The 13379-nt window shown below is 50.3% G+C and carries 10 protein-coding genes; all 10 read left to right on the top strand.

Translation table 11 applies throughout. The features are described from left to right. Nucleotides 1-26 precede the first annotated feature (26 nt). The 10 genes from ACTQZS_RS04550 to ACTQZS_RS04505 all read left to right on the top strand — a co-directional run bounded on the left by ACTQZS_RS04550 (nt 27) and on the right by ACTQZS_RS04505 (nt 13203). A complete protein-coding gene (locus ACTQZS_RS04550) occupies nt 27-812 on the top strand; it encodes a nucleotide-binding protein (RefSeq protein WP_441099188.1) in 786 nt (261 codons plus the stop codon). Further along, nucleotides 809-2932: an acetyl-CoA decarbonylase/synthase complex subunit alpha/beta gene (gene acsB / locus ACTQZS_RS04545; protein ID WP_441474781.1), complete on the top strand. Its 2124-nt coding sequence runs from the start codon at nt 809-811 to the stop codon at nt 2930-2932. The genes ACTQZS_RS04550 and acsB overlap by 4 nt, the downstream gene beginning before the upstream one ends. Nucleotides 2933-3264: 332 nt before the next feature. Further along, a complete protein-coding gene (acsD, locus tag ACTQZS_RS04540) occupies nt 3265-4209 on the top strand; it encodes an acetyl-CoA decarbonylase/synthase complex subunit delta (RefSeq protein ID WP_441099186.1) in 945 nt (314 codons plus the stop codon). Nucleotides 4210-4233: 24 nt separating this feature from the next. Then, complete coding sequence (gene acsC / locus ACTQZS_RS04535; RefSeq protein ID WP_441099185.1) at nt 4234-5586, top strand: acetyl-CoA decarbonylase/synthase complex subunit gamma; 1353 nt, start codon at nt 4234-4236, stop codon at nt 5584-5586. An 80-nt stretch (nt 5587-5666) separates the two neighbouring features. Beyond that, nucleotides 5667-6452, top strand: a complete 786-nt coding sequence (acsE, locus tag ACTQZS_RS04530) for a carbon monoxide dehydrogenase/acetyl-CoA synthase methytransferase subunit (protein ID WP_441099184.1) — start codon at nt 5667-5669, stop codon at nt 6450-6452. A 309-nt stretch (nt 6453-6761) separates the two neighbouring features. After that, nucleotides 6762-8690 (top strand): corrinoid activation/regeneration protein AcsV, encoded by a 1929-nt coding sequence (gene acsV / locus ACTQZS_RS04525; RefSeq protein WP_441474780.1) that lies wholly within the window; start codon nt 6762-6764, stop codon nt 8688-8690. A 385-nt stretch (nt 8691-9075) separates the two neighbouring features. Then, the gene (locus ACTQZS_RS04520; RefSeq protein WP_441474779.1) at nt 9076-10767 is read left to right on the top strand and encodes a formate--tetrahydrofolate ligase; all 1692 of its coding nucleotides are present in this window, start codon (nt 9076-9078) and stop codon (nt 10765-10767) included. Between the two features lie 428 nt (nt 10768-11195). Continuing rightward, a complete protein-coding gene (locus ACTQZS_RS04515) occupies nt 11196-11858 on the top strand; it encodes a cyclodeaminase/cyclohydrolase family protein (RefSeq protein ID WP_441474891.1) in 663 nt (220 codons plus the stop codon). Nucleotides 11859-12040: 182 nt separating this feature from the next. Then, a complete protein-coding gene (locus ACTQZS_RS04510; protein ID WP_441474778.1) occupies nt 12041-12895 on the top strand; it encodes a bifunctional 5,10-methylenetetrahydrofolate dehydrogenase/5,10-methenyltetrahydrofolate cyclohydrolase in 855 nt (284 codons plus the stop codon). Next, a complete protein-coding gene (locus ACTQZS_RS04505) occupies nt 12892-13203 on the top strand; it encodes a hypothetical protein (RefSeq protein ID WP_441474777.1) in 312 nt (103 codons plus the stop codon). The genes ACTQZS_RS04510 and ACTQZS_RS04505 overlap by 4 nt, the downstream gene beginning before the upstream one ends. The last annotated feature ends 176 nt before the right edge of the window (nt 13204-13379 follow it).

Genomic DNA, 13379 nt, shown 5'->3' with positions numbered 1-13379 from the left:
ATTCAGCAGAGTTGGAGGCTTTATTAATGAAGATAGCGATCACCGGAAAAGGCGGCGTCGGCAAGACCACGTTTGCGGCAACACTGGCCAGGATGTATGCGGATCAGGGCAATGGGGTGCTTGCGGTGGATGTGGATCCGGACGCAAACCTTGGACTGGCGCTCGGTTTTTCAGAAGACGAACTCGACCAGATCGTTCCGATCACAAAGATGCGTGAGCTGATCAATGAGAGGACTGATCTGGACGAGATTACGAATATGTACAAGCTGAATCCGAAGGTTGATGATCTTCCGGATAAGTTTGCAAGAGAGAAGAACGGCGTGAAGCTTCTTCTTCTCGGAACCGTAGATACAGCGGGCCGCGGGTGCGTCTGCCCGGAGCACGTGCTGCTCCGAAGATTGATTCATCATCTGATGCTTCGCAGCAACGATGTGGTGATCATGGATATGGAGGCAGGACTGGAGCATCTCGCAAGAGGCACCACAAAGGGAATGGACCAGTTCATTGTCGTGATCGAACCGGGGGCGAGGAGCATTCAGACATACAAAAATGTAAAACGGCTTGCCGCTCAGCTTGGCATCAACGATGTCAATGTAGTGGCAAATAAGATCCGTGACGAGAAGGATGAAGAATTTATCCGATCCCGGATACCGGAGGAAAATATCCTCGGATTCATACACTATAATACGGATATCATGGATGCCGACAGGCAGGGCTGTTCACCGTATGATTACAGCAGGCAGCTCCTTGAAGAAGTTAGTTCTATTAAAGAAAAAATAGATCAAATAAAAAACGCGGAGGTAGAAAAATGACTTTATTTGATGTGATTTTTCAGGGAAATGATGCAGTTTACGGACTGACAGAAAAGGCCGTAGACGATGCCATCGCAAAGTATGGCGCAGACAAAAAGGTAGGCTTTCCGGGGACTGCATACAGCATTCCGTGCTATTATGCTGTTACAGGAACCAAGGTCGGCACACTCGGCGAGCTGAAAGATGCGCTTGCGGTTGTCAAGACACTTATGACAAGAGAGGCAAAGCTGAATGACGCTCTGATGTCCGGTGTAGCAACGGCTCTTCTTGCGGAGTTCATCGAGGTTCTCAAGTATATCGATAACGATACGCCATATGAGGCTCCTTACACAGGTCATCTGCCGGATCCGGTTATCCGTGAGCTCGGTGTTCCGCTTGTTACCGGAGACATTCCGGGCGTTCCGGTTATCATCGGTGAGGCTCCGACAGCAGAAGAGGGCGCAGCCCTTGTTAAATCCTATCAGGAGCAGGGACAGCTCGTTACACTGGTCGGCGGAATCATTGATCAGTGCGCGCAGCAGAAGGTTAAGATGGGCGCTAATGTCCGTGTAATCCCGCTTGGCAAGGATATCACAGCTGTTGCACATGTCGTTTCTGTCGCGATCCGTGCGGCTCTGATCTTTGGCAACATCAAACCGGGTGACGCCGCAGGACTCATGGCATATACCAAGGAGCGCGTTCCGGCATTTGTCAATGCTTTTGCTCCTCTGAACGAAGTTATCGTGGCTGCCGGCGCCGGCGCGATCGCGCTTGGATTCCCGGTTATCACGAACGAGGATACCTTCGCGGTTCCGGAATGCCTGATTCCGAAGGTCCCGGTAGAAAAGATGAATGCTGCTTCCCTGGAAGCAAGAAACATCAAGATCAAGATTACAAAGGTAGATATTCCGGTTTCTTTCGGCTCCGCGTTCGAAGGTGAAATCGTACGCCGCGGTGACATGCAGGTTGAGTTTGACGGTTCCCGTGTGGATTGCTGCGAGCTCGTACATATGAAGGATCCGTCAGAGGTTGAGGATCACTCCTTCGAGCTGATCGGACCGGACTTCGATGAATTCCCGGTCGGCAGCAAGCAGTCTATCGCCTATGTGGTTGAGGTTGCCGGAAAGAACATGCAGGCAGACTTCGAGCCGGTATTTGAGCGTAAGTTCCATTCTTACCTCAACTGCATCGAGGGTCTGATGCACACCGGTCAGCGTGATATGATCCGTATCCGTATCAGCAAGGATACCTTCAATGCCGGCTTCCGCGCAAAGGATCTTGCAGAGGTTCTGTACACCCAGATCAAGAACGAATTTGCCGCTGTTGTAGACAAATGTCAGGTAAAGATTTACACCAAGCCGGAGGACTGCACAAGAATCCGTCATGAGATTGCCATTCCGATGTTTGACAAGCGTGACGAGAGACTGTCGAGCATGACTGATGAGGCAGTTGATGTATATTACAGCTGCATCATGTGTCAGGCATTCTCTCCGAGCCATGTATGTATCGTAACTCCGGAGCGTCTTGGACTGTGCGGAGCCGTATCCTGGTTCGATGCAAAGGCAACGCATGAGCTGGATCCGAACGGACCCTGCCAGGTTGTTACAAAGGAGCGCCCGATCGATGAGAGAATCGGTGAGTATGAGGATGTAAACGAGGCAGTCAAGAAGTTCTCCCAGGGTGCGCTTGATGATGTATCTCTGTATTCCATTATGGAGAAGCCGATGACATCCTGCGGATGCTTCGAGTGTATCTGCGGTATTGAGCCGTTCTCCAACGGTGTCTGCATCGCAAACCGTGAGTATGCAGGTCAGACTCCTCTCGGAATGACATTCTCAGAGCTCGCTTCCATGACAGGCGGCGGTGTTCAGACACCGGGCTTCATGGGACATGGCAAGCATTTCATCGCATCCAAGAAGTTCATGAAGGCAGAGGGCGGAATTGCCAGAATCGTATGGATGCCGAAGGATCTGAAGGATCAGGTTGCGGATGCTGTCAATAAGACCGCGAAGGAACTGTACGGAATCGACAACTTCTGTGATATGATCGCGGATGAAACCGTTACGACCGATCCTGAGGAGCTGGTTGCATGGCTGACCGAGAAGGGACATCCGGCACTCAGCATGGATCCGATGATGTAATTCGTTGATCAGGCTGGTCGGAAAAGGCGTTTATGGGGACGCCTTTTCCGGCAGGCTTTTTTACGCGAACAGTGAGCCGCAGCCGAATGCGAAGTATTCGTGTGCGGCGAGCGTCGCGATAGCGAGATAAAACTCGCGCAGCGTGTTTTATCTCGTTGTGGTATTTCACCTGTCAGGATGGAATATTGATGCATTTTTTGGTATGATAGAAGGGTAACAATTCCGGCATCGCAGAAGCTGCCTGTGTATTTTTGCTGACAGATAACCTGGCGGAGCCGGCAGAAGTTTAAGATTGTTATACTATTTTTACTCGCTTAGGAGGAACAAGAGAAATGCCGTTTAACCGTAAAGCACACAAATTCAATGCCTCTATTAATGAGGTTGAAATCGGAACAGGCGACAAGGCGATCAAGCTCGGAGGGGAGAATACATTTCCTTTCTACAGCTTTGACGGGTCGCTCGGCTCCGGCCCGAAGATCGGCGTTGAGATCACAGATCTTGGTCTTGACGGAGAGCCGGATGGCGTAAAGGCTTATTACGCGGGATGCAATACCATCGGCGAAATCGCCAAGAAGGCAGCACAGATGCCCGGCGGAGATTTTGTCGTACTTCGTTTGGCTGGCGGAGATCCGAACGGAGCAAACAAATCAGTGGATGATCTGGTAGCGGTTGCAAAGGAAGTTGCCGATGCCATCGACACTCCGCTGGTTGTGGAAGGCTGCAAGAACGTTGAGAAGGATGCGGATCTTCTCGCGAAGGTTGCGGGAGCCCTTCAGGGAAAGAATATTCTGGTAATGTCAGCGAAGGAAGAGAACTACAAGGCAATCGGCGCAGCTGCGGGCCTTGCTTACGGTCAGAAGGTCGGAGCAGAATCCGCGGTTGATATCAACCTTGCAAAACAGCTGAACGTAGTAATGACGCAGCTCGGCGTTCCGGCATCCAGTATCGTGATGAATACCGGTTCCGCAGCGGTCGGATACGGCTTTGATTACACGATTTCCACATTTGACCGTGTACGTGCGGCGGCACTCGGACAGGATGACAAGATGCTTCAGATGCCGATCATCACACCGGTTGCTTCCGAGACATGGGCAGTGAAGGAATCTACGGCTGCAGAGGAAGATGCTGATGAAGGATGGGGACCGGTTGAGGCCCGCGGAATTTCCATGGAGGTTCAGACCGCGACAGCCTGCCTTGTTTCCGGTTCTGATGCTGTAATTTTGAAACATCCGGAATCTGTTAAAACAATTTCCAGGTTAATCAAGGAATTAGTCTAAGAGAGCAGAGGAGGATAAAGAATTATGGCATTAAGTGGTATTCAGATTTTCAAACTGACCCCGAAGAAAAACTGTAAGGAATGCGGATGCCCGACATGTATGGCATTCTCCATGAAGGTAGCGCAGGGCGCAAAGCAGATCAGTGAGTGCCCGCATATGTCTGCAGAGGCTCTGGAGCAGCTCTCTGAGGCAACTGCTCCGCCGATGAAGACGATTAAGGTAGGAGCGGGAGACAGCGAGCATACGCTCGGCGGAGAGACGGTTCTGTACAGACATGAGAAGACCTTCGTAAATAAGACTGTTTACGCGGCAAACATCTGCACCTGCATGGATGACGCGGAGATCGATGCAAAGCTCGCACAGGTTCCTTCTGTAGACTACGACCGTATCAACGAGCGTATGTATACAGAGATGATCAATGTAAACTTCGGTAAGGATACGACACCGGAAAGATTCGCTGAGGTGGCAAAGAAGGCTGCAGCGGTTCGCCCGGTTATCCTTTCCGTAAAGGATGAGGCGGCGGCAAAGGCTGCACTGGATGCGGTTAAGGATACCAAGCCTGTGCTTGACGGAGCGGACGCTTCCAACTACGAGGCATTCAGCAAGCTTGCGACCGATGCCGGTGTTGTGCTTGGTGTCGGTGGTACTAGTATCGACGAGCTGTATGATACCGTTCAGAAGCTTGAGAAGCTTGGCAATAAGAACCTGATTCTCGATGTGACAATGGATTCCATCAAGGCTACGTTTGAGGCTGCTGTTATTATCAGACGTGCGGCACTGGCAGACGGAGACCGCAGCTTCGGATATCCGTCCATTGTAAAGGTCAACAAGCTGACCGATGACAGAGAGCTTCAGCAGTCTCTCGTTGCTCTGTTCACACTGAAATACGGCTCCATCGTCGTTGTGGACACCATGGATTACGCTATGGCCCTTCCGCTCTACGGACTGCGTCAGAACCTGTTCACTGATCCGCAGAAGCCGATGAAGGTCGCACCGGGAATCTATCCGATCAACGGAGCAGATGAGAACTCTGTATGCCTGACGACCGTTGACTTCGCTCTTACGTACTTCCTTGTATCCGGTGAGCTGGAGAGATCCGGAGTACCCTGCAATCTGATTATTTCCGATGCCGGCGGACTTTCCGTGCTGACATCCTGGGCTGCAGGAAAGCTCTCCGCAACCTCCATCTCCAAGTACATCCAGGAGAACGTTGAGGGCAAGATCAAAAATCGTACCCTTATCATTCCTGGTAAGGTCGCTGTTCTGAAGGGAGATCTTGAGAACAAGCTTCCGGGCTGGAAGATTGTAGTGGCTCCTCTTGAGGCAGTTCAGCTTGTGAAGTTCCTGAAGGATATGAAAGCAAACGGAGAGATCTGATCTCTTCGGGCAGGACGGACAGCAGTTATGCTGCCCGTCCCGCGGCAAAATCTATATAAAAGTATAAAGGAGACAAAAACATGGCAAAATTCGTTACAATCGGTGAACGCATCCATTGCATTTCCCCGGCAATCCGCAGAGCTATGGACAACAAGGAGCCGGAGGCTATTCTGAAGCGTGCAAAGGAGCAGATTGACGCAGGCGCTACTTATCTTGACGTTAACATCGGACCTGCTGAGAGCAACGGACCGGAGCTTATGAAATGGGCGGTTGAGCTTATTCAGAGCAATTTTGATAACGTTCCGCTTGCGCTGGATACCTCCAACAAGGCAGCGATTGAAGCGGGAATTTCCGTTTACAACCGTTCCAAGGGCAAACCGATCGTGAACTCCGCAGATGCAGGAGACCGCATGAGCAACATCGACCTTGCTGCGGCAAATGATGCAATTGTTATCGCACTTTGCTCCAACGGACCGATCGCTGCCGATAACGATGAGCGTATGATGCATTGCCAGAATATGCTTGAGCACGGCATGGAGCTCGGTATGGAAGCTGAGGATCTCTGGTTTGATCCGCTGTTCGTCGTTGTAAAGGGAATGCAGGACAAGCAGATGGAGGTTCTGGAGTGCATCAAGATGTTCTCCGATATGGGACTGAATTCTACCGGCGGTCTTTCCAACAACTCCAACGGAATGCCGAAGAACATCCGCCCGATCATGGATTCCGCACTTGTTGCCATGGCAATGATGCAGGGTCTTACCTCTGCAATCGTGAATCCGTGCGATCAGAGACTGATGGAGACAATCAAGTCCTGTGATGTATTCAAAGGCAACACACTGTATGCAGATTCCTATCTGGAGCTGTAATCACAGAGGATGGAAAAACAGGCTCCGGGAAGAATACTTCCCGGAGTCTGTTGCTGTATAAGGCTGTCGTCAAGCGGAAAGCTTTTGTGCATGTGAAGCATGGTAAGAAGTCCGGAACGGAAACAACGATGAATTTTACACAGGATAAAAGTCTCTCTGCATGCGAAGCATGCTCGGAAAACAGCATACATATTGTGGTGTCCTGCTTGCGGGGCAAGTGGTGACACGGGGCTGATACAGCCGGATAACCGGTGTGATAACCGCCGGATCCGTTACCGGAGAGAGAACAGTAGAAGGTGGAGGTAAGGTATGTACAAGATTACATTTGTAACAGAGGAAGGCAGCCGGACGGAAGCCTTTGCAAATGACGGCGAAACGATTCTGTCTGTAGCGCAGAAGAGTAATGTCGCGATTGATGCACCCTGTTCCGGGAATGCTTCGTGCGGAAAATGCCGGGTAAAGATTGTATCAGGAGAAGTGGAGTCCAGGCAGACACGGCACATCACGGATGAGGACTACGCGGCAGGATGGAGACTGGCCTGCGCCAGCAAGGTGATCGGGGATGTAACGGTTGAAGTTCCGGATATTGCTTCCGCCTATAAGAGCAGAATGCGGGTGGCGGATCTGAGTTCTCCTGCTGAGTTGAAAATTTTCCGGGATGCGACGGATCAGGTAAAGAAGGCGGGGATTGAGTACCGGAATAATATGGATATCATCGAGATCCGGATGGATGCCCCGACGCTGGATGATACCAGACCGGACAATGAGAGGGTTGTGGATGCAATCGGGAAGAAAACCGGGATCGGGAAGGTTAGGCTTCCTTATTCCGTCATGAGAAAAATGGCACATGTCCTTCGGGTGAGCGATTTTCATGTGAAGTGTGTCATCCGGACGACCGGGAAAGATGTGTTTGTATATGACATGCTTCCGGCCTCCGTTGATGTTGTGATCGGCGGACTCGCGGTAGATATCGGTACCACTACCGTTTCAGCGGTGCTGCTGAATATGAAAACCGGAGAAATTCTCGGAAAGGCGTCCTCGGGCAATGGGCAGATCCGTTATGGAGCCGACGTCATCAACCGGATCATTGAGTCTCAGAAACCAGGAGGTGGTAAAAGGCTTCAGGACGCGGTGATTAAGGAAACGATCAATCCGCTGATTCAGGAAATCTGCCGGGCGGCAAAATTTCCGAAGAGCCACATCTACCGAATGGCCGTCGCGGGAAATACGACGATGAACCATCTTCTGTTCGGCGTCGATGCGGATCCGATCCGAAAGGAGCCGTATATTCCCACTTTCTTCAAGACAAATTCACTGTTCGCCTCGGATATCGGGATTGATATTCACCCGGATGCGCACATCATCCTGGCTCCGAATATCGGGAGCTATGTAGGAGGCGACATTACAGCAGGGGCCTTTATCAGCATGATCTGGAACCGTCCGGAGATGTCGCTGTTCATTGATCTTGGAACGAACGGAGAGCTGGTGCTGGGAAATTCCGATTTTCTTGTGAGCTGTGCATGTTCAGCAGGACCTGCGTTTGAGGGAGGCGATATCAGCTGCGGTATGCGCGCGACCGACGGCGCGATCGACGCGATCACGATCGACAAGGAGACGATGGAGCCGACGCTCAGCATCATTGGAGATAAGGGGCAGAAGCCGGTCGGCCTGTGCGGATCAGGGCTGATTGATACTATCGCTGAGCTGTATATCAACGGGATTATCAATCCGAAGGGAAAGTTTGTCCGTGAGGGGGAGAGAATCCGCCACGACAAATACGGAATGGGAAGCTATGTCATTGCATATGAGAAGGATGCAGACAGCGTTAAGGACATTGAAATCACAGAGGTTGACATCGACAACTTCATCCGTGCGAAGGGAGCCATTTTTTCCGCGATCCGCACGATGCTCAGGCAGCTCGAGCTTCCTGTCGAAGTTATCGATGATGTATATGTGGCAGGCGGAATCGGCAGTGGCATAAACATGAAAAATGCGGTCACGATCGGAATGTTTCCGGACATACCTCTTGAGAAATTCCATTATATCGGCAATTCCTCTCTGACGGGTGCGTACAGCATGCTGCTGTCGGGAGATGCGGAACGAAAGGTGTATGAGATTGCGCGCAGCATGACTTACATGGAACTTTCCACAGTGAATACGTATATGGATGAATTCGTCGCATGCTGTTTCCTGCCGCACACGGACAGCACGCTGTTCCCGTCCGTAAAGCTCAGATGACGGCAGAAATCTTTAATTGAGCAAATTGTACAAATAATTTCAAAAAGATTCCGCAAAGATCACGGACGGTCTGATTGTTATTTATTTCACACAAATATTGGTTAGACTGAACAAAAAACAGGAGATTGAGTCAAAAAGATATGGTTCAATCTCCTGTTTTTTGTAGGAGTTTGCACAATTTTTGAGGAAAATTATTTGCGCCAGAACGAGAAAGTGACAGTAAATAAAAGATATAAAAGCATATATGATTGAATTATATTAAATATAATTAGAAATAACAGAATAATATTAAAAAAAGAAGTAGATGACTATTGTAAACTGTGTTACAATAATTACCGGTACAGTATAGTATATGAGATGCTGTCTTAAAGGAGGATATTTTAGTATGGGCTACAAATCAGACATTGAGATTGCTCAGGAATGTGTAATGGATCCGATCTCGAAGGTCGCTGAAGCAGCGGGTATCGACGAGGAGTATCTGGAGTACTACGGAAAGTATAAGGCGAAGATCTCCGACAAATTAATGGACAAACTGGATAAGCCGGACGGAAAGCTGGTTCTTGTCACCGCAATCAATCCGACCCCGGCAGGCGAGGGCAAGACAACGACTTCTATCGGTTTGATTGATGCCCTTTCCAGATTAGGCAAGCATCCGGTAGGTGCGATTCGTGAGCCTTCGATGGGACCTGTATTCGGCGTCAAGGGCGGAGCCGCAGGCGGCGGCTATGCTCAGGTTGTGCCGATGGAGGACATTAATCTTCATTTTACCGGCGACATGCATGCCATCGGGGCTGCGAACAACCTTCTTGCGGCAATGGTAGACAATTCCATTCAGCAGGGCAATCCGTTCAATATTGACCCCAGAAAGGTGATCTGGAGACGCTGCGTAGATATGAACGACCGTCAGCTCAGAAACGTAATCGATGGTCTTGGAACCAGACTTGACGGTGTTCCGCGTTCTGACGGATTTGATATCACGGTTGCTTCCGAGGTTATGGCTACCTTCTGTCTTGCAAAGGATCTGATGGATCTGAAGCAGAGACTGTCAAAGCTTATCGTCGGCTACACCTACGGCAAGGCTTCAGAGGAGAAGCCGGTTACAGCCGGAGATCTCGGCGCTGCAGGAGCGATGACCGCCCTTCTGAAGGACGCTATCAAGCCGAACCTTGTTCAGACACTGGAGCATACGCCGGTTCTGGTTCATGGAGGCCCGTTCGCCAATATCGCGCACGGCTGCAACTCCGTTATCGCTACACGCACAGCTCTGAAGCTCGGTGATTACTGTGTGACAGAGGCCGGATTCGGCGCGGATCTGGGAGCGGAGAAGTTCCTGGATATCAAGTGCCGTTTTGCAGGTCTTAAGCCTAACGCGGTTGTGATTGTTGCTACTGTTCGCGCTCTGAAGTACAATGGCGGTGTCGCAAAGGCAGATCTGAACAATGAGAATCTGGAAGCTTTGGAAAAGGGCCTTCCGAATCTGCTCAAGCACGTAAGCAATATCAAGAACGTATATCATCTTCCCTGTGTTGTTGCGATCAATGCGTTCCCGACCGATACAAAGGCAGAGCTTGATCTTGTTGAGGAGAAGTGCAAGGAGCTCGGTGTAAATGTCTGCCTGTCCGAGGTGTGGGCAAAGGGCGGCGAAGGCGGTATTGATCTTGCCAAAGAGGTGGTACGTCTCTGTGAGCAGGACAATTCCACATTCACCTACAGCTATGAGCTTGAGGGTACCTCAATCGAGGATAAGCTGAATGCCATTGTTCAGAAGGTATATGGCGGAGATCATGTTGAATTCACAGCGAACGCGAAAAAGCAGATGAAGAAGCTGGAAGATGCTGGATACAGCAATGTTCCGATCTGTGTGGCGAAGACACAGTACAGTCTCACGGATGATCCGACCAGACTCGGCGCTCCGAGCGGTTTCGTAGTAACTGTCCGTAATCTGAAGATTTCGGCGGGAGCAGGCTTTATTGTAGCGCTTACCGGTGAAATCAGCACAATGCCGGGACTTCCGAAGCATCCGGCGGCAATGGACATCGATGTGGACGAGAACGGCAAGATCACAGGCCTGTTCTGAGATGACCCCTGTGTCCGGCTGATCCGGTTACGTCTATAAGGATTGTACATTCTTGTACAGGGTGAAATAATTAGTGTGCCTGCGGTTTTCTTGCTGTTCAACGGCAGTTGCCGCGGGCACATTCTGTATCTGCGCGGGCGGAAAACCGCAGCCGGGGGCAAAGAGGATCAGAGGTCGGGATAATGTTACGAAATCCGCGGAGCGTACCTTATCTCGTCAGCTAAAAGATAAACGTCCAATACATTGTGCCATGAGCTGTATTAATCTATAAAATCTATAATGAAGGTCCGGATTTATATGTGCTGCGGATTCCGCGACGGGTGATCTGTCTGCGTTTCCGGATAATGAATAACGGATTGTGTATGTAGTGATCTAAGGTTTCAGAATCAGAAAAGGAGGCAGACTATTCAGTGAGTGATGAAAAAGTAATGAATCAGAAGGATTCAGCGGGACAGACTTACAGATTCACAGATCTTTCCTGCGAAGAGTTTACGGAAAAGCTTTCCTCGAAGGCTCCCGTACCCGGCGGCGGCGGAGCTTCAGCTCTTGTAGGCGCCCTTGGGGCGGCGCTCTGCAACATGGTGGGGAATCTCACGGTTGGCAAGAAGAAATACAAGGATGTTGAGGCAGAGATTCTGGATCTGATGGAAAAGGTCACGAAACTTCAGCAGGAGCTGCTCGAGTGCGTGGAGGAGGATGCAAAGGCGTTTGCTCCGCTGGCAGCCGCATACGGACTTCCTCACGCGACACCGGAAGAACAGGCACATAAGGCAGAGGTTCTTGAGGAATGTCTGAAGGGCGCATGCAGCGCGCCGATGCAGATCATGCACAAGATCTGTCGCGTGATCTCTATGATCCGTGTCTTCCAGACGAAGGGATCGGTTCTTGCGGTAAGTGATGCGGGAGTTGCGGCGGCTCTCTGCAGCGCGGCTCTCCGGGGAGCGAGTCTGAATGTGTACATCAACACGGGATCCATGAAGGACAGGGAGTACGCGGAGATGCTGAACAGAGATTGTGATGAGATGCTGGATATCTATTGCTCCCTGGCGGATCAGATCTATCAGGAAGTATTTCAGAAGCTGAATCCGTGACAGGGTTCTCTGTATTGACAGAACTCTCAAATTCGTGGAGAAGAAGAGGACAAAGTGGTCTTTTGATCGTTCAACGTGGAGAAGAAGAGACGAGAGTGACCTTTCAAACGGGTGGAAATGCCGAGCTTTGGGAGAAAATACGAATCAATATTATTTAGATATAGAAAGAGGGATTGACAGAAATGGCAAAACAGTTATTGGGCAAGGAAGTAAATGCGGATCTGAACCAGCAGATCATTGACCGGGTCAATGCGCTGAAGGAAAAGGGTGTCGTTCCCACCCTCGGAATCATTCGTGTAGGCGAAAAGGACGCGGATCTGTCATATGAGCGCGGCGCAACCAAGCGGTGTGAAAAGCTCGGTGTTGAATACAAGAAATTTGTATTTCCCGAGAACGTTTCTCAGGAAGAGCTGATGGGCACCATCGATCAGGTAAATAAGGACAGCTCGATTCATGGAGTTCTGATTTTCCGTCCGCTGCCGAAGACGTTGGATGAGAAGGCGGTCATTGCGGCTCTCGATCCGGAGAAGGATATCGATGGAATCACAGACGGATCCATGGTCGGTGTCTATACCGGTCAGAAAAAGGGTTTTCCTCCCTGCACAGCACAGGCGGTAATGGAGATCCTCAGACATTATCAGGTAGATCTGAAGGGAAAGAAGGCTGTCGTTATCGGAAGAAGCCTGGTTATCGGAAAGCCGGCTGCAATGATGCTGCTGAAGCAGAACGCGACAGTTACTATCTGTCACACAAAGACGAAGGATATGGCAGCTGAGGCAAGAGAGGCGGACGTTCTTGTGGTCGCGGCGGGACACCGCGATGTGGTTGATGACACTTTTGTGAGACCGGGACAGATTGTAATTGATGTGGGAATCAACGTGAATGACGAGGGGAAGCTCTGTGGAGATGTTTCCTACGACAAGGTGGAGCCGATTGTTGATGCGATTACACCGGTGCCGGGAGGCGTTGGAAGCGTAACGACATCTGTTCTTGTAAGCCATGTTGTTGAGGCGGCTGAAAGGAGTCTTGAGAAATGAGTGCATTCGATGAGAAATTCGGGGAATTGAAGAATTCCGCGAAAGAGCTCGGAAGCAGAATCGGGAAGGGCGCGCAGGATCTCGGGAGCGCTGCTTCCACCAAGGCAAAGCTAGAGATGGAGAAGGCAAAACTCAAGGATATCTATGCGGAGCTGGGCTCACTTTATTACAGAGAAAATAAGGATACACCGCCCTTTGAATACTCGGATCTGTTCGAGAGAATTGAGAAGGGAGAACAGGCTGTCGCCGATTATGAGCAGAAGATCGACAAGAACCTCAAAAATTTGAAAAAAACGGAACAGTCCTGAGCTGTGGCGGTATTCCGTAACGAAGGATCAGGCATATGCCGGAGAGATGATTTATGCGATTGCTCCTGGTTAGAAGATGCTTTTTGCGATTGAAAAACAGAGAACAATCATATATAATCTATTTAGATGAAGCGATCAGCAAATTCACCACTAGTCATATGAAGTGGTCAGCAGAT

The organism is Bilifractor sp. LCP19S3_H10 (genome assembly GCF_052119185.1).
Classification (GTDB): Bacteria; Bacillota; Clostridia; order Lachnospirales; family Lachnospiraceae; genus Bilifractor.
The sequence above is the reverse complement of the archived record's forward strand: the minus strand, read 5'-3'. Positions and strand labels throughout refer to the sequence as shown.

Excerpts from the sequence above, each read along its gene's own strand:
- ACTQZS_RS04550 (WP_441099188.1), top strand. The coding sequence starts at position 27 with ATGAAGATAGCGATCACCGGAAAAGGCGGCGTCGGCAAGACCACGTTT.
- acsB (WP_441474781.1), top strand. The coding sequence starts at position 809 with ATGACTTTATTTGATGTGATTTTTCAGGGAAATGATGCAGTTTACGGA.
- acsD (WP_441099186.1), top strand. The coding sequence starts at position 3,265 with ATGCCGTTTAACCGTAAAGCACACAAATTCAATGCCTCTATTAATGAG.
- acsC (WP_441099185.1), top strand. The coding sequence starts at position 4,234 with ATGGCATTAAGTGGTATTCAGATTTTCAAACTGACCCCGAAGAAAAAC.
- acsE (WP_441099184.1), top strand. The coding sequence starts at position 5,667 with ATGGCAAAATTCGTTACAATCGGTGAACGCATCCATTGCATTTCCCCG.
- acsV (WP_441474780.1), top strand. The coding sequence starts at position 6,762 with ATGTACAAGATTACATTTGTAACAGAGGAAGGCAGCCGGACGGAAGCC.
- ACTQZS_RS04520 (WP_441474779.1), top strand. The coding sequence starts at position 9,076 with ATGGGCTACAAATCAGACATTGAGATTGCTCAGGAATGTGTAATGGAT.
- ACTQZS_RS04515 (WP_441474891.1), top strand. The coding sequence starts at position 11,196 with ATGAATCAGAAGGATTCAGCGGGACAGACTTACAGATTCACAGATCTT.
- ACTQZS_RS04510 (WP_441474778.1), top strand. The coding sequence starts at position 12,041 with ATGGCAAAACAGTTATTGGGCAAGGAAGTAAATGCGGATCTGAACCAG.
- ACTQZS_RS04505 (WP_441474777.1), top strand. The coding sequence starts at position 12,892 with ATGAGTGCATTCGATGAGAAATTCGGGGAATTGAAGAATTCCGCGAAA.